General features: G+C 48.5%; 14 protein-coding genes. 8 read left to right on the top strand and 6 right to left on the bottom strand.

Annotated elements, in window-relative coordinates:
• Positions 1-24: 24 nt before the first annotated feature.
• Positions 25-936: a type II secretion system protein GspC gene (gspC, locus tag G7083_RS06870; RefSeq protein WP_166014104.1), complete on the bottom strand. Its 912-nt coding sequence runs from the start codon at positions 934-936 to the stop codon at positions 25-27.
• 229 nt (positions 937-1,165) lie between these two features.
• Between gspC and hslR the strand changes: the two genes are divergently transcribed.
• The 4 genes from hslR (at position 1,166) to G7083_RS06850 (ending at position 6,774) form a co-directional block, all read left to right on the top strand.
• Positions 1,166-1,543, top strand: a complete 378-nt coding sequence (gene hslR / locus G7083_RS06865; RefSeq protein WP_166014103.1) for a ribosome-associated heat shock protein Hsp15 — start codon at positions 1,166-1,168, stop codon at positions 1,541-1,543.
• A 37-nt stretch (positions 1,544-1,580) separates the two neighbouring features.
• Positions 1,581-2,456, top strand: coding sequence for an Hsp33 family molecular chaperone HslO (gene hslO / locus G7083_RS06860; protein WP_166015008.1), 876 nt, complete (start codon positions 1,581-1,583; stop codon positions 2,454-2,456).
• 333 nt (positions 2,457-2,789) lie between these two features.
• Entirely contained in the window at positions 2,790-4,418 is a 1,629-nt protein-coding gene (gene pckA / locus G7083_RS06855; RefSeq protein ID WP_166014102.1) for a phosphoenolpyruvate carboxykinase (ATP), read from the top strand.
• Between the two features lie 463 nt (positions 4,419-4,881).
• Positions 4,882-6,774 (top strand): AsmA family protein, encoded by a 1,893-nt coding sequence (locus G7083_RS06850; RefSeq protein ID WP_166014101.1) that lies wholly within the window; start codon positions 4,882-4,884, stop codon positions 6,772-6,774.
• Between the two features lie 22 nt (positions 6,775-6,796).
• On the opposite strand, the gene G7083_RS06845 is transcribed toward G7083_RS06850, so the two are convergent.
• The 5 genes from G7083_RS06845 to typA form a co-directional block, all read right to left on the bottom strand.
• Entirely contained in the window at positions 6,797-7,723 is a 927-nt protein-coding gene (locus G7083_RS06845) for a bifunctional GNAT family N-acetyltransferase/hotdog fold thioesterase (RefSeq protein ID WP_166014100.1), read from the bottom strand.
• 48 nt (positions 7,724-7,771) lie between these two features.
• Positions 7,772-8,206, bottom strand: a complete 435-nt coding sequence (gene dtd / locus G7083_RS06840; protein WP_166014099.1) for a D-aminoacyl-tRNA deacylase — start codon at positions 8,204-8,206, stop codon at positions 7,772-7,774.
• Positions 8,178-9,107 (bottom strand): virulence factor BrkB family protein, encoded by a 930-nt coding sequence (locus tag G7083_RS06835; RefSeq protein ID WP_166014098.1) that lies wholly within the window; start codon positions 9,105-9,107, stop codon positions 8,178-8,180. The genes dtd and G7083_RS06835 overlap by 29 nt, the downstream gene beginning before the upstream one ends.
• Positions 9,108-9,131: 24 nt before the next feature.
• The gene (locus tag G7083_RS06830; RefSeq protein WP_166014097.1) at positions 9,132-9,677 is read right to left on the bottom strand and encodes an AAA family ATPase; all 546 of its coding nucleotides are present in this window, start codon (positions 9,675-9,677) and stop codon (positions 9,132-9,134) included.
• Positions 9,678-9,769: 92 nt separating this feature from the next.
• A complete protein-coding gene (gene typA / locus G7083_RS06825) occupies positions 9,770-11,599 on the bottom strand; it encodes a translational GTPase TypA (protein WP_166015007.1) in 1,830 nt (609 codons plus the stop codon).
• Between the two features lie 484 nt (positions 11,600-12,083).
• On the opposite strand from typA, the gene glnA reads away from it, so the two are divergent.
• From glnA to glnG, 4 genes are all read left to right on the top strand, one after another.
• Positions 12,084-13,493, top strand: a complete 1,410-nt coding sequence (gene glnA / locus G7083_RS06820; RefSeq protein ID WP_166014096.1) for a glutamate--ammonia ligase — start codon at positions 12,084-12,086, stop codon at positions 13,491-13,493.
• 178 nt (positions 13,494-13,671) lie between these two features.
• Positions 13,672-14,247, top strand: coding sequence for a DUF4124 domain-containing protein (locus G7083_RS06815; RefSeq protein ID WP_166014095.1), 576 nt, complete (start codon positions 13,672-13,674; stop codon positions 14,245-14,247).
• Between the two features lie 129 nt (positions 14,248-14,376).
• A complete protein-coding gene (gene glnL / locus G7083_RS06810) occupies positions 14,377-15,423 on the top strand; it encodes a nitrogen regulation protein NR(II) (protein WP_166015006.1) in 1,047 nt (348 codons plus the stop codon).
• Between the two features lie 35 nt (positions 15,424-15,458).
• The gene (gene glnG / locus G7083_RS06805; protein ID WP_166014094.1) at positions 15,459-16,859 is read left to right on the top strand and encodes a nitrogen regulation protein NR(I); all 1,401 of its coding nucleotides are present in this window, start codon (positions 15,459-15,461) and stop codon (positions 16,857-16,859) included.
• The last annotated feature ends 34 nt before the right edge of the window (positions 16,860-16,893 follow it).

Genomic DNA, 16,893 nt, shown 5'->3' with positions numbered 1-16,893 from the left:
ACTAAGCTCGCGCTAAGCTGAGTGTTAAAATTGAATATAAACATCATATTGTTGACCATCGCGCTCAACCGTTAGACTGATTTCGGTCAGCTCGTTGATTGACTGAAATACGCTATTCATAATATTCGGATCACTGAGATCCATACCATTGAGCGCCACGGCCACATCGCCCGCTTGCAAGCCGACCGACTCAAACAGCGCGGCATCTTTGCCGGGACTGACACGATAACCAATCACCTTCTCATCACGCTTAACCTGAGAAAGGCGCACATATTGAAACAGTTCCTGCGGATTGCGCGCGATCGCTTCACGAATCGTATCGAGAGTCTCTTGCGAAGTTGGCTCCGCCTTGGGTTGCGTAGCGGGCGCGGAATTATTCGGCGCTGGCGCAGCCGTTGAGGCGGTATAATCTAGCCCTTCCAGCATTAAGGTTTCATCGCGTCCGGCATTACTGATGATCACGCGATCGGCCAACACGGCTTTCAGTTTAACTTGCGTGCCTTCAATCACTTCATTGAGGCCATAAGTGGCTTGCACGCCTCGATTGGCAATCACCGCCAAACTTTTTTGTGGATCATTACTGGCGACCACTCCCGAGAGTACCAAGGTTAGGCGAGTTTTTGGCGCATCAACTACCACGGGAGCCACTACGACAGGTGGTTTGGTCGGCGCGAAGATGCCAAACAGCGCGCCGCTTTGTAAACCACTGATATCGATTGATTGCTGTTCACTTTTTAGTTCGAGTGGGGTTGGCTGCCAGCTCGGCACAGGCACTGGATCTGCCAAGACTAACCACACTATTTTGCCCACCATCCACGCCGCGACCACCAACAAGAAGAGGGTCAATCCTTGACTGATCGGTTTTTGCCAACGCAGCGCTCGCTCGCCCACTAAACGCGGCCAACTCGCGAACGGCGGCAGTTGTTTAAATTCCATAAATGTCCACGTCATTTGTTGCTGTAGTTGTAACTCCCAGAGTTACCCAAATGGGGTGCTACAGCAGTTTTTCAATACGTTATGCCAACACAGCAATATATCACAAGCGAGATAACACCAAGTGTCTCAAACGTTAAATTGTCGACTTGCTTGAAAAACTGGGCAGCAAACACCATTGTTAAGCGGTCAATAGTTTAAAGCATAACCAGCTTAGAGAGGAAATATGCCAATGAGTTCCAATCCCGATGGTATAAGGCTGGATAAATGGCTGTGGGCAGCCCGATTTTACAAAACCCGAGCCATCGCGCGCAATATGGTCGAGGGCGGCAAAGTTCACTATAATGGCCAACGCACGAAACCCAGTAAATCCGTGGAGCAGGGCGCACAGCTCACCCTGCGCCAAGGTCACGATCAAAAAACCGTGATCATCGAAAAGATCACGGATCAGCGGCGTGGTGCGCCCGAAGCACAATTACTGTATCGCGAAACCGCAGAGAGCATTGAGCAACGAGAGCGCCAAGCGATAATGCGCCAGCTCAACCCGAGTTCCGATCAACGTCCTGATAAAAAACAGCGTCGAGATCTACTCAAATTTATCCATCAGTAAGTAAATAGCCGGACAATTCCTTATGACGACACATTCCATGGCGAGCAATATGCTGCATCGCTATCTTTTTGAAGACCTCTCAGTGCGTGGCGAGTTGGTTCAACTGGATGACACTTACCAGCAGATGATTGCCAGTCAACCATACCCAACCGCGGTACAACACTTGATTGGTGAACTGCTGGTCGCCACCTCACTGCTGACGGCCACCTTAAAGTTTGAAGGTTCGATTACCTTGCAACTACAAGGTGATGGTCCAGTCTCTTTAGTGGTGATTAACGGTGATAATAATCAGCAAGTCCGTGGCGTGGCGCGCTGGCAAGGTGATATTGCCGAAGATGCCACTTTGCACGATATGCTGGGTAAAGGTCACTTAGTGATCACGATTGAACCAAAGCAAGGCGAGCGTTACCAAGGCGTGGTCGGTTTAGAAGGGGCAACGCTAGCGGAAGTGCTGGAAGGCTATTTCCTGCGTTCTGAACAACTGAAAACCCATTTATGGATCCGAGTCGGCCAACAAGCGGGCAAAGCTTGCGCCGCCGGCATGCTGCTGCAAATCGTCCCCGATGGCAAAGGTTCGAGCGACGATATTGAGCACTTAGCCCAGTTGACTAACACGATTAAAAATGAAGAGTTGTTCACCTTGCCTGCCGAAGAGCTGCTGTACCGCTTGTATAACCAAGAAAAAGTGCAGTTGTTCACCCCACAAGCGGTTAACTTCCGTTGTGGCTGCTCGCGTGAGCGCAGCGGCGCAGCGATTGTCACGGTCGCACGCGACGAGATTAATGACATTCTGGCGCAAGATGGCGTGGTGTCGCTGCACTGTGATTACTGCGGTACCACCTATTCTTTCGATGCGACGCAGGTGAGCGAGTTGTATCAACCCTCATCCAGTAACGGGCAAACCTTGCATTAATCTGCCGCGATACCCAGCAACATCACTCACCAAAGCCAGTATTCACTGGCTTTTAATTTTTGCCTTCATTCAAAAAACAAATAAAATCAATGATTAACGCAAATCGCTCAGCTTAAGCCAATCACGTATTCTGATGCTCATTCGTCAAGTGGCGATTTCAGCGCAGCATGAAATATGCAATGCCAATATCTGTGACGAGCTACCTGAAACCACCGAAACTGGGTGAATAATATTTGAACTGCCTCCCTGTTTTGTCGCCTATCCGTTGTTAGCATGTTCCACAGACAACCAAAATTATTACAAAATCCCTACAAAATCCTACAAGGAGCACCTATGACCGTTATGGAACATACTAAGGCTGCACAAATCGACCTAGCCCAATATGGTATCAATGGCGTTAAAGAAATTGTTCGTAACCCGAGCTATGAGCTGTTATTTGCTGAGGAAACGCGTTCAGACCTCGAAGGTTATGAGCGCGGTATCGTCACTGAATTAGGCGCCGTCGCAGTTGATACTGGTATTTTTACTGGCCGCTCACCGAAAGATAAATTTATCGTTAAAGATGACACTACCCGTGACAACATGTGGTGGACCTCAGATAAAGCCAAAAATGATAACAAACCGATTAACCAAGCGGTGTGGAGTGATCTGAAAACACTGGTGACTAAGCAGTTATCAGGTAAACGCTTATTTGTACTCGATGGCTACTGCGGCGCGAATGCCGATACACGCCTGAGCGTTCGTTTTATTACGGAAGTAGCGTGGCAAGCGCATTTTGTGAAAAATATGTTCATTCGTCCTACCGAAGAAGAATTAATTCGCTTCAAACCCGATTTTGTGGTGATGAATGGGGCTAAATGCACCAATGCGAAATGGCAAGAGCACGGTCTGAATTCAGAAAACTTTACCGTATTTAACCTGACTGAGCGCATGCAACTGATCGGCGGTACTTGGTACGGCGGTGAAATGAAAAAAGGCATGTTCGCGATGATGAACTACTTCTTGCCGCTGCAAGGCATCGCATCAATGCACTGCTCTGCCAACATGGGTAAAGAGGGCGATGTGGCCATTTTCTTTGGCCTCTCTGGTACAGGTAAAACCACACTCTCAACCGATCCAAAACGCGCGTTAATCGGCGATGATGAGCACGGCTGGGATGATGATGGCGTGTTCAACTTTGAAGGTGGCTGCTACGCCAAAACCATCAAACTCTCCAAAGAAGCTGAGCCAGATATTTATAATGCCATCCGTCGTGATGCGCTGTTAGAAAACGTCACCGTACGCAATGATGGCTCGATTGATTTCGATGACGGTTCAAAAACGGAAAACACTCGTGTTTCCTACCCGATCTATCATATCGACAACATTGTTAAACCGGTGTCGAAAGGTGGTCATGCCAATAAAGTGATTTTCTTGTCGGCGGATGCGTTTGGCGTACTGCCTCCGGTATCCAAACTCACTCCAGAGCAAACGAAGTACCATTTCTTATCCGGTTTTACTGCCAAACTCGCCGGTACTGAGCGTGGTATTACTGAGCCAACCCCAACTTTCTCGGCCTGTTTTGGTGCGGCGTTCCTCACCCTACACCCAACCAAATATGCTGAAGTGCTGGTCAAACGAATGGAAGAGTCTGGTGCTGAAGCTTATCTGGTCAATACCGGTTGGAATGGCAGTGGAAAACGTATCTCGATTAAAGATACCCGCGGCATTATTGATGCGATTTTGGATGGTTCGATTGAACAAGCGGAAACCAAGCACATCCCAATCTTTAATCTTGAAGTGCCAACCTCACTGCCAGGGGTTGACCGAATGATCCTCGATCCTCGTGATACTTATGTCGACCCACTGCAGTGGGAAAGCAAAGCCAAAGATTTAGCCGCGCGCTTTATCAATAACTTTGACAAGTACACCGACAATGCGGAAGGTCAATCACTAGTTGCGGCTGGGCCGCAACTCGACTAAGCCGCAATCCAATCACTTTCGCTCATCTCAGCATGAGCGAAAGTAAATACCCAAATAACTTGAAGTTGCAGGTAGGCGGCAAGTGAGTGAGTCCCGCTGAGCATAGACAGACTATGTGATTGGGGTGAGCGAACGTAGCCAACACCGCTGCAGCTTCAAGTAGGAAGGGGAAAAATGATAACTCACTAGCAAGCCCCTATTTCAAGGGGCTTTTTTTGTTGCGGTTGCGCGCACTTTAATCCAAGCTTGCTAAGCAAATCCCCAGCAACATGCCAACTCGCAGTGCACAGCGTTGTCACTCGCTTATACCCAAACAACTTGGAGTTACAGGTAGGCGGCAAGTGAGTGAACCCCCATGAGCATAGACAAACTATGTGATTGGGGTAAACGAACGTAGCCAACACCGCGGTAACTTCAAGTAGGAAGGGGATAGTTAAGATTAATAACGGTAATTGCAGAGACTATGAGAAAATTTCTAGCCATAAGTGTCGCCGGCATCGCCCTACTGCTGATCATGGTTTTAGCAGGGTTTGGTATCATGCACACTCGCTACTTCACGCCATCGGCACAATGGATCGTGCAGCAGCTATGGCCAGCAACCCTGCGTTTTGAAAACATCGAATATCTCTATCCATTTAAGCTGCGCTTGCAAGGGGTACAACTGGCAACCACACCGAGCGTTGAAGTGCAGCAGATCGATTTATGGCTCAACCCGCATGGTCTGCTCAAGCAACAACTCCGTATTGATAGCGCATTACTGGATGGCATCAATCTCAGTCAAGGTTTGCCAACTTTTGCTTGGCCTACCGCAATCAAACTGCATCAGTTAGCGATCCATAATCTCAACTGGGCAGATAAAGAGGTAAGCGCGCGCGGGGTCAGCCTGCAAATCGAGCAACCACGCTGGCAAACACCACAACAGTGGTTACCCTATGGCAAGCTGCAGTTGGCCGCCGAACAAATTACCCTTGAGGGTGAAACGTTTAATCAAGTGCTGATCAATGCAGAGCATCAGGCCGAAAATAGTACCATCCACGGTTTTTCTTTCGATTGGCGCGATAGCCCCATCTCTGGGCAAGCTGAGCAATACCCAGAAGGCTGGTCACTGATCAATGTCACCCTCAACCGACTTAACCTCGACTTCGACCAAGTCCGCACCATTCCACTGTGGCAAAAAATCACCACTTACGTAAATCATATTAACAGCTTAGATCTGCTCAACAGCCAGCTCACCAACCATGGGGTGACTTGGGAGAACCTCAATCTATCACTGGAAGATTACCGCTTATCCAACACGGTCTGGCAACAGCCACAAGGCTATCTGTCACTCAATGCCGACTCCGCCCAATGGCAAGAAATTTTATGGGTCGAGCCAAGTGCCGAGCTGACTTTTACCCCGAACGGAATTGAGATCGAAGGGCATACTCAAGTCTGGCAAGGGGATGTTCAGTTGAAAGGCCGACTTAACCAACACCGCAGCGAACTGGATCAACTGACCATCAGCGGCGTGAAATGGATTGCCGAACAACCGCAAGATCTCCAGCTACTGGCTCAAGCCCTACCCGCTTGGCAACATTTGCAGATTGAGCATTTGGATATCAATAATCTGCAATTGATTCAAACCGCACAGCGCCCATTTTGGCAACTCTCCGGCCTCAATGCCGATGGCGAGCGTCTGCAATGGATCAAACAAGGCGCTTGGGGATTTTGGCAAGGTCAGTTGGCGGTCACCGCCAACAGTGCCAGCTATGCCGGCATTCTTAGCACTCAAGCGATATTAAACATGCACAGTGAACAAGATGTGTGGCAGTTGACGCGAGCCTTTTTACCGCTCGAACAAGGTTATATTGAGACACACGCTACTTGGGATCGATCAACACCCAGTGCGCCTTGGCAATTAGCGCTCGATATCGACTCGCTACCACTTGCACCGCTGCAACCGTGGCTAAAACCACCGTTTGGCCTGCAAGGTTTGGCGGATATGAGCTTAACCGCACAAGGCATGGCTGGCGATCACAATATGTTGGCTCACTCACTGAGCGGACAATTGCAGCTGAGTGTACGTCAAGGCTTGCTGTCACTGCGCAGTGCCAATACGGTGATCACCCAACCTTTTGAATTAGAACATCTGCCGGTCAACGCCGATCGAGGACGGATCACCATTACCCCAACGCCACTGCACGGACCGAACCTGCGCGGGCAGTTAAGTGGCAGTGGTGATTTATTGCAACCGCAGCAACATCAATGGCAACTGGCGATTGAGCAGCGCTGGGCTGATCAATGCCTTAACCTCAGTTGGGATTTCATTCAGACCGAATTAGTCAGCCAAGCTTGTGGCAGTAACCCAAATCCATAGTCCATTACTGCCAATCTCACCTTTAAACGGATGACTTGCTGATCAGCGCCTTATAGTTGGGGATCAACATGTAAGTCCCGACAAACTCGATGGCCGGCACATCGGCGCTAAAAATCATCACCCGCACCACAATTCGTGCTTTACGCCCTGCAGCAAGGCGATCCAAATCGCCTGAGATCCCATCCAGCGAAGTCGAGGCAAGCGGGTTTTGCAAGACAGGCTGACGATAACGAATATGGCTGTCCACCAACACAATATCCCCTTGCAGATCACGCTCGCGCATCAAAAGCCACGCCATTCCCCAACCAGTTAAGGTCGCCAAAGTAAAGGCCGAGCCAGCAAACAGCGTATTATGTGGATTAAGATTGGGGTTGAGCTGGGCGGTACACTGAAATTGGTAACCGGTATATTGCTCAATTTTGATGCCAATTTTATCGCTGATCGGAATGTATTTAGCCCAGCGCTGCTGCAGTTCACTGCACCACTCCGGTTTACGCAACACATTCAGCATCGGATCCAACGGCTTCACCATCTGCTGATGACGCACCGGGCCACGCTCATCACTCAATTCGCCTCGGCGCTCAAAGCCATGTTTGGCATAAAACCGGATTGCATCTTCCCGCGCATTACACACCAAACGCTTAGCCCCTTCTTGGCGTGCTAACGCTTCAAGCGCGACTAAGATCAACGAGCCCATCCCTTTCGAACGACGATTCGCCTTAACCGCCATAAAGCGGATCTGGCCTTCACAATCTGGGGTAATGTATAGCCGACCAATAGCGATAGGGTAGCCACGACTATCGACAATCATCCGATGATGACTCAGTGCATCATATTCATCACGCTCTGAGCCCAGCGGCATCCGCCATGGCTCTCGCAACATTTGCCAGCGGAAATGGAAATACTTATTGAGCTGATGATCGCTATTCGGTGTAATAAGTTTGAACATGACCAATCCCTGAATCACACATGAATGCTCGCTAAGCGGCAAGCTTAATTATGCCTGCAACCAAAAGGTCACAGGGCCATCATTGATCAGTGCGACTTGCATATCGGCCGCAAAACGACCACGTTCCGTTGGCAAAATTTGTGCGCAAAGATCAGCAAAATAATCATACAACCGCTCGGCTTCTTGTGGCGCTGCGCCGCGTGAAAATCCGGCTCGAGTGCCTTTTTTGGTATCCGCTGGCAGGGTAAATTGTGACACCACCAGCACACTGCCACCAACATCTTGCACACTCAAATTCATTTTGCCGGCGCTATCTTCAAATACTCGATAGCGAGTGACCCGCTCAACCAAACGCTGCGCTTTGGCTTGATCATCATCCCGCTCGACCCCCAGCAGCACCAATAGTCCCTGCTCGATTGCGCCCACAACTTCACCATCAACTCGAACGGCCGCTTCACTTACGCGCTGGATCAGTGCTATCACTCTGTAGTTCCTCTGTTTTATTCAATTGTGTTGCCGCAGAGTTTAGCATGCCTGATCGACCACTCCACTGCTCACGCTCACCTAATGCCGCGGTCACTTCTGCTCCCACCAGCACAATCAACCAGCCTAAATACACCCAAACAAATAGGATTGGAATCGCCGCAATCGCCCCATAAATCAGCTGATAGGAGGGAAACTGAGTGATGTAAATCGCAAAACCTTTTTTACTCAGTTCAAATAACACTGCGGCCAGTAAAGCCCCAGTAACGGCATGATGAAAATAAACTTTTTTGTTAGGCACTAGCAGGTATAAACCACCAAAAGCACACAATGACAACCCAAAGGGCAACCAACGCAAAAATAGTTTATACGCGCCAGACAGCGCCCGATGATCGAGAATGGTCAATGAGGTGATGTATGAACTGACCGCGATGCTCGCGCCAACTAAAATTGGCCCGAGAGTCAAAATCATCCAATACATTGAGAATGAAAAGACCGCGCGGCGTTTTTGCTGCACTCGCCAGATATAATTGAGGTTATTATCAATATTGGAAATCAGCATGATTGCAGCGACCAGTAGAAATACGCCACCCACAGCAGTCATTTTACCGGTATTGGCAATAAATTCGTTGAGCGCACTTTTCACTACCTCACCAGCCGCGGGCACAAAATTGGCGATCACAAAATCTTGCATTACCTCTCCGGCACTGGCAAAAACAGCAAATGAAGACAAGATCGAGAGTAACACGGCTAACATCGGCACGATCGATAACAAGGTGATGTAGGCAAGATAACCGGCGTTGACATTCACCCGATCATGATTCATCCGTGTCAGCAGATAGCGCCCAAAACAGACCCATAATCGGGCCTGCTGTTCAAGCGCAGAGTAAGTCAATTTCATAACTCATCCTTGTCGTTAGTGGGTCTATCCTGTCACGACTAAGCTTGCCAATGCAAAAGCCACCCGCTGCTCAATCGAAGCCATCGGCACAGTAATACAGTGATAGCCGAGTTCAGTGTAAGTATTCACCAACTGGTGATGAATGTGTAATGCTTGTTCAAAACTATAAGGGCGCACCTCATCGGCTTGGTAAGTGATGCGATTTGGTTCGCACATCAACACCTGTCGATGATAGCCCAAACTGGCTTGCCGATACTCAGCCAGCACTGGCAATTCAGCCTGCCATAGATAAGCACAGATATCACCAATTGCACGATCGACAAACACCGGCTGTGAGGTAAGCAATGCTTGTTGTTGCGCCGACTGTTGTTGCTCGTGCATCGCCTGATAGCAAAGTGCAGCAAACCCCGCTAAATCATGCCAAGGCAAAATTCCATCGGCCATGACACTTTGTTGTTCAATCAACTGACGCGGCACTTCCGGATAAGTGTGGTAGCCATGCTGCGCTAATCCTTGCAACAAGGTGGTTTTACCGGCTCCGGGTCCACCAGAAATAATCACAACGGGCATACAGTTTCCCTTTTACTCATAAAAATAAAGCCCTTAACTGCAACAGCTAAGGGCTTACATTACTTATCTAGTCACAATGCTAGAATCAGTAATTATTTCGCATCACGAGAAGCGCGCTTACGATCGTTTTCGGTCAGGAAGCGTTTACGGATACGAATGCTAACTGGGGTAACTTCTACCAACTCATCGTCATCGATAAACTCAAGCGCTTGCTCAAGAGTCATGATGATTGGTGGTGACAGCACCTGCGCATCATCAGTACCTGATGCACGCACGTTGGTTAGCTGTTTACCTTTCAGTGGGTTTACCGTCAGGTCGTTATCACGGCTATGAATACCGATCACCATACCTTCATAAACTTCCACACCGTGACCAATAAACAGGCGACCACGATCTTGTAAGTTAAACAGCGCGTTGGTCAGAGCTTTGCCCATACCATTTGAGATCAGCACTCCGTTCATACGTTGGCCGATTTCACCACCTTTGTGTGGAGCATAGTGATCAAACGTATGGTACAGCAAGCCTGAACCTGAAGTCAGGGTCATAAATTCAGTTTGGAAACCGATCAAGCCACGAGAAGGCATCACGAAATCCAAACGAACGCGGCCTTTACCATCTGGAGACATATCTTTCAGCTCGCCTTTACGCATGCCGATTTTCTCCATGATGCCGCCTTGGTGCTCTTCTTGCACATCGATAGTTACCGTTTCAAACGGTTCCATCAGCTGACCATTCTCGTGCTTAAGAATAACTTCTGGACGCGATACCGCCAGCTCAAAACCTTCACGACGCATATTTTCGATCAGGATTGATAGGTGAAGTTCACCACGGCCTGACACGCGGAATTTATCCGGGTCTTCGGTCGCTTCAACACGCAGTGCTACGTTGTGTACCAGCTCTTTTTCCAGACGCTCAAGGATGTTACGTGAAGTCACGAACTTACCTTCTTTACCAGCAAACGGTGAGGTGTTGACTTGGAAAGTCATGGTTACGGTTGGCTCATCAACGCTTAGCGGCGGCAGTGCTTCAATGGTGTTTATATCACAAATTGTGTCTGAGATTTTCAGCTCGCCAAGGCCAGTTACTGCCACGATGTCACCCGCGGTCGCTTGATCCGTTTCAGAACGTTGCAGACCAAGATAACCCAGCACAGTACCGACTTTACCGTTGCGCTTCTTACCATCCGCGCCGATCACTGTTACTTGTTGGTTTGGTTTTACTTTACCGCGCTTAATACGGCCAACCCCAATAACACCCACGTAAGAGCTGTAATCCAGTTGAGAAATTTGCATTTGCAGCGGACCATCAAGGTCAACTTGTGGCGCAGCTACGTTATCAACGATGGCTTGGAACAGCGGCTCCATGTTTTCGCCAGTTTCGCCTTCAACTAAGGTTGCCCAGCCATTCAGTGCTGAAGCGTAAACCACTTGGAAGTCGAGCTGTTCATCGGTCGCACCTAGGTTATCGAACAGGTCAAACACCTGATCCATTACCCAATCAGGACGTGCGCCAGGACGGTCAATTTTGTTAATGACAACGATTGGCTTCAAGCCGTGGGCGAACGCTTTTTGAGTTACGAAACGCGTTTGTGGCATCGGGCCATCAACGGCATCAACGATCAGTAGTACTGAATCTACCATCGACATGATACGCTCTACTTCACCACCAAAGTCGGCGTGTCCTGGGGTATCTACGATGTTGATCCGGTAGTCATTCCAGTTAATGGCGGTGTTTTTCGCCAAAATGGTGATACCACGCTCTTTTTCAATGTCGTTCGAGTCCATGACTCGCTCTTCAACATCACCGCGAGACTCTAGCGTGCCGGATTGCTGGAGCAGTTTGTCAACCAAGGTAGTTTTACCGTGGTCAACGTGCGCGATAATCGCGATGTTTCTTAATTTTTCAATTTGCGGAGTGGTCATTGGGATTACTTCACTTTTCATTGAGGCTGGCTGCCAAAACAGTCGCCGAACATGGTTCAAAAACGGCGAATAATGTACCAGATTCTAGCAAAAAACCTAGAAATATGTGATCTGTCACGCTGAAATCGGCGACTTTTTCTTCATTTTGCTGATCTACTAACGCTATATGACCGCTTTTCGGTAGCCAAATGATTGACAAGCTCAGTGATTGAGCGCGAAATAGCAAACGTTTTGCTAGAACATGGTGCAGCACAATTCATTACCGCACAATTATGGTGCAAGGTGGGATCTTTTTGGTGCGGCATAGCATTAAAAAACCAACCTATTTCTAACAAGACTATGATTTATATTGGATTTATAAAAATGGCACGGTTTTCGCTTAATTAAATACAGCAGCGCTTATGCTTGATTAAATGTCATAAGCTTGACCGATTTATTTAAGACTCGAACCCATACCGCTTATTAACACCGGAGGTTATTCAAGATGTCAGTAGAAAATGTTCTATCGCTGATCCAAGAAAACGAAGTTAAGTTTGTTGACCTACGCTTTACCGATACCAAAGGTAAAGAGCAACATATCTCAATCCCTGCTCACCAAATTGATGCTGACTTCTTCGAAGACGGTAAGATGTTCGACGGCTCATCACTCGGTGGCTGGAAAGGTATCAACGAATCTGACATGGTGATGATGCCTGATCCAGCCAGTGCCGTGCTCGATCCTTTTACTGAAGATGCAACACTGAACATTCGTTGTGACATCTTAGAACCAACCACCATGCAAGGTTACGACCGTGACCCACGCTCGATTGCTAAACGTGCTGAAGAATACCTGCGCGCCACAGGCATCGCAGACACTGTTTTGGTTGGTCCAGAGCCAGAATTCTTCCTGTTTGATGATGTGAGATTCTCAACCAATATGTCTGGTTCATTCTTCAAGATTGATGATGTTGAAGCAGCATGGAACTCAGGTACTGAATACGAAGATGGCAACAAAGGCCACCGTCCTGGCGTAAAAGGCGGTTACTTCCCAGTCGCTCCTGTTGACTCATCACAAGACATCCGCTCTGCGATGTGTTTGATCATGGAAGAGATGGGACTGGTCGTTGAAGCACATCACCATGAAGTGGCGACCGCGGGTCAAAATGAAATCGCGACCCGTTTTAACACGCTGACTCTCAAAGCGGATGAGATCCAAACTTACAAATATGTGGTACACAACGTTGCACACGCTTTTGGTAAGACCGCAACCTTTATGCCTAAGCCACTAGTGGGCGATAACGGCTCAGGTATGCACGTGCACCAATCACTAGCTAAAGATGGTGTTAACCTATTTGCTGGTGACAAGTACGGCGGCCTGTCTGAAATGGCGATTTACTACATTGGTGGTATCATCAAGCATGCTCGTGCATTAAATGCGATCACTAACCCATCGACCAACTCATACAAGCGTCTAGTGCCACACTACGAAGCACCAGTTATGCTGGCTTACTCAGCGCGTAACCGTTCTGCATCAATCCGTATTCCTGTGGTACCAAGCCCGAAAGCGCGCCGTATTGAAGTTCGCTTCCCAGATCCAGCCGCTAACCCATACCTAGCGTTTGCTGCAATGCTGATGGCGGGTCTTGATGGGATCAAGAATAAGATCCATCCAGGCGAAGCGATGGATAAGGACTTGTACGACCTACCAGCAGAAGAAGCAGCAGAAATTCCAAAAGTGGCTGAGTCGCTGAAACAAGCACTCGAGTACTTAGACAATGACCGTGAATTCCTAACCGCTGGGGGCGTATTCTCTGACGATTTCATCGATTCTTATATCGAACTGAAAACCAAAGATGTACAACGCATCAACACCGCAGTACACCCACTGGAATTTGAACTGTACTACTCAGTTTAATCCTCCAAGGCTGTAAACCGTGATTTAGGTTACATCAATAATTAGGCTCGCCTCGCAGGCGGGCCTTTTGCTTATTTAGTCCTCTCACCATTCCTTTCACATCTAGCTTACCATTACCAATATGAGCATCCGCTCATCAATCATACTGTACCAACTTACCGCTCATTGAGGTGTGCTTATGCTAGCGTCTCGTCTCTGGTGGCTACTCATCTGTTTATTGTGGGTACCGCAAATCACTGCTCAGCAGATCTACACTTGGGTTGATAGCCAAGGCGTGCTGCACTTTAGTGATAGCCCACAAAACGATCAGGCCAAGTCGATTCATTTGCCGGATTATGCGGCGCAAGCGCCTGCGCCCAGCTTTGATGCCAGCCAACCGATCGCAGAGAATCAAACCGAGACTAAATTAGTCACCACTGACGCGGCCAGAAAAGCTCAAGCGACGAAAACAGAACTCGAACCGTTAGCCATCAGCTTAATTTCTCCGAAACATGATGAGACACTGCGCAGTAATAGCGGCTCGATTCTGATCCGCAGCGAGCTCAACCGCAAGCTGGCGATTGGTGAACAGTTGCAACTAATAATGGATGGTCGGCCTTATGGTGCCCCGAGCCATCAAGCACAATGGCCATTGAAAAATATCGATCGCGGCACTCACACCTTCACCATTCAAGCCATTGAGAACGGCAAGATTATTGCATCGTCCTCAATTATTACGGTGCATCTACATCGCGCGATGGTAAAACAAGAGTAACCTGTGACCCTGCGCTCGATCGCGCAGGGAGTTTGACTATTTGTTTGCACTCCCTTGCGGCATACTTAGCACTGTAATGCACCAATATTGTGCACCGAAGTGCTAAGTAGGTAGTGAGTGAAAATGAGCGTGAGCGAAGAATTAAGTCAAACCATCATCAATCATCAAGTCACTGCGGTGTTCATACTCGATGAAACCCTGCTGATCCGCTATGCCAACCCAGCCGCAGAGCAACTGTTTTCACAAAGTGTCAAACGCTTGATGAACTACAACCTGCATCAACTGGTTCAACACTCGTCACTTGATTTACAACTACTCACCCAGCCTTTGCAAAGTGGACAGAGCATTACCGACAGCGATGTTACCTTGGTGGTGGATAATAAACCGTTGCTACTCGAAGTCACAGTCAGCCCAATCTCATGGCAAAAGGAGCTGCTGTTACTGGCTGAAATGCGCACCATTGGACAGCAGCGCAGGCTCACTCAAGAACTCAATCAACATGCTCAGCAGCAAGCTGCCAAATTATTGGTTCGCGGCTTAGCCCATGAAATTAAAAATCCACTTGGTGGCTTAAGAGGCGCCGCTCAACTGCTCGCGCGCATGCTGCCAGATCCGCATCTCACCGAATATACCCAAATTATTATTGAACAAGCGGATCGCTTACGCGGCTTAGTCGATCGCCTGCTTGGGCCACAGCGACCCGGTGAAAAAACTTGGGAAAACCTGCACCTTATTTTGGAAAAGGTACGTCAACTGGTCGTGTTAGAAGCAGGGGCCAATCTGGTCTTTGAGCGCGATTATGATCCAAGCTTGCCCAATATCTTGATGGACACCGATCAGATCGAACAAGCTTTGCTGAATATCGTTCGTAATGCCGCACAAATTTTGGCCGACCAGCCTCAAGCAACGATTACCCTGCGCACCAGAACTGTGCATCAGGCCAACATTCACGGTCAACGGCATAAACTGGTGGCCAGTATTGAGATTATTGATAATGGCCCCGGCATCCCACCAGAACTACAAGATACCCTATTTTACCCGATGGTCAGTGGCCGCGAAGGGGGAAGCGGGTTAGGCCTATCCATCTCGCAAAACTTAATCGATCAACATCAGGGAAAAATCGAGGTGCAAAGCTGGCCAGGGCGCACCATGTTTACCATTTATTTGCCAATTTAATTTGCTGTTCATTCACTTGCTGTTAAGGATTATCTATGAGTAGAGGATACGTGTGGGTTGTCGATGATGATAGCTCGATCCGTTGGGTCATGGAGAAAACGCTCTCCTCCGCCAATATTAAATGCGAAACCTTCGCAGATGCAGAAAGTGTATTAATGGCACTACGGCGTGAAACACCGGACGTATTGGTTTCTGATATTCGGATGCCGGGCATGGATGGTATTGCTCTGCTAAATCAAGTTCACCAGCAGATCCCTGAATTGCCAGTGATAATTATGACCGCTCACTCCGATTTGGATGCTGCGGTGAATGCCTACCAACAGGGTGCCTTTGAGTATCTGCCCAAACCTTTTGATGTAGATGAGACGCTCACCTTGGTTGAACGGGCGATTGCACATGGACAAGAACAGCGTAAAACCTCACCTCGCCCCAGTGAAAACTATTCAGCACCGGAGATCATCGGTGAAGCTCCAGCGATGCAAGAGGTGTTTCGAGCGATTGGCCGTTTATCGCGCTCTTCGATCTCAGTATTAATCAATGGCGAATCGGGAACCGGTAAAGAGCTGGTCGCGCATGCGCTACATCGACATAGCCCGCGAGCGCAAAAGCCGTTTATTGCGCTGAATATGGCGGCGATCCCTAAAGATTTGATCGAGTCAGAATTGTTTGGTCATGAAAAGGGCGCTTTCACCGGAGCCAATACCGTGCGCCAAGGACGCTTCGAACAAGCTAATGGCGGCACTTTATTTTTAGATGAAATTGGCGATATGCCTTTAGATATTCAAACTCGCCTACTACGCGTGTTGGCCGATGGACAGTTTTACCGCGTTGGCGGTCATAGTGCGATTAAAGTTGATGTGCGGATTGTTGCCGCTACCCATCAAAATCTGGAAAAATTAGTCCATCAAGGCAAATTTCGCGAAGACTTGTTCCATCGCCTAAACGTGATCCGGATCCATATTCCCTCGCTACGTGAGCGGCGGCAAGATATTGAAAAACTGACTAAGCATTTTCTGACCCTTGCGGCGAAAGAACTCGCCGTAGAGATGAAAACGCTCAATCCGCGCACAGTCGAGATCCTCACTAAGCTTGATTGGCCGGGTAACGTTCGCCAGTTAGAAAACATATGCCGCTGGCTAACCGTAATGGCCAGTGGCAGTGAAGTACTGCCGAGCGATCTTCCTTCCGAACTATTAAGCGAGAAAAAGGCAAACCAGTTTGAAAATGAGATCAGTTGGCAGCAACTGCTAGAAAGCTGGGCTAAATCCGCCTTAACCTCAGGTGAAACCGAATTGCTCGCCCATGCGCTGCCCGAATTTGAACGCATCCTTTTAGAGGCCGCACTTCAGCATACCAATGGACATAAGCAAGATGCAGCGAAAGTACTCGGCTGGGGTAGAAATACCCTGACCCGTAAACTCAAAGAGCTGTATTAAGCCACCAATCACTCCTCTTAAAAATAAAATTAAT

The sequence above is a fragment of the Vibrio sp. HDW18 genome, from assembly GCF_011306175.1.
Classification (GTDB): Bacteria; Pseudomonadota; Gammaproteobacteria; order Enterobacterales; family Vibrionaceae; genus Vibrio; species Vibrio chanodichtyis.
Note: the sequence above shows the minus strand (reverse complement) of the source record. Positions and strands in the feature narration are given on the sequence as shown.

Coding starts and splice junctions, on each gene's coding strand:
- gspC (WP_166014104.1), bottom strand. CDS start 936: ATGGAATTTAAACAACTGCCGCCGTTCGCGAGTTGGCCGCGTTTAGTG.
- hslR (WP_166014103.1), top strand. CDS start 1,166: ATGAGTTCCAATCCCGATGGTATAAGGCTGGATAAATGGCTGTGGGCA.
- hslO (WP_166015008.1), top strand. CDS start 1,581: ATGGCGAGCAATATGCTGCATCGCTATCTTTTTGAAGACCTCTCAGTG.
- pckA (WP_166014102.1), top strand. CDS start 2,790: ATGACCGTTATGGAACATACTAAGGCTGCACAAATCGACCTAGCCCAA.
- G7083_RS06850 (WP_166014101.1), top strand. CDS start 4,882: ATGAGAAAATTTCTAGCCATAAGTGTCGCCGGCATCGCCCTACTGCTG.
- G7083_RS06845 (WP_166014100.1), bottom strand. CDS start 7,723: ATGTTCAAACTTATTACACCGAATAGCGATCATCAGCTCAATAAGTAT.
- G7083_RS06835 (WP_166014098.1), bottom strand. CDS start 9,107: ATGAAATTGACTTACTCTGCGCTTGAACAGCAGGCCCGATTATGGGTC.
- G7083_RS06830 (WP_166014097.1), bottom strand. CDS start 9,677: ATGCCCGTTGTGATTATTTCTGGTGGACCCGGAGCCGGTAAAACCACC.
- typA (WP_166015007.1), bottom strand. CDS start 11,599: ATGACCACTCCGCAAATTGAAAAATTAAGAAACATCGCGATTATCGCG.
- glnA (WP_166014096.1), top strand. CDS start 12,084: ATGTCAGTAGAAAATGTTCTATCGCTGATCCAAGAAAACGAAGTTAAG.
- G7083_RS06815 (WP_166014095.1), top strand. CDS start 13,672: ATGCTAGCGTCTCGTCTCTGGTGGCTACTCATCTGTTTATTGTGGGTA.
- glnG (WP_166014094.1), top strand. CDS start 15,459: ATGAGTAGAGGATACGTGTGGGTTGTCGATGATGATAGCTCGATCCGT.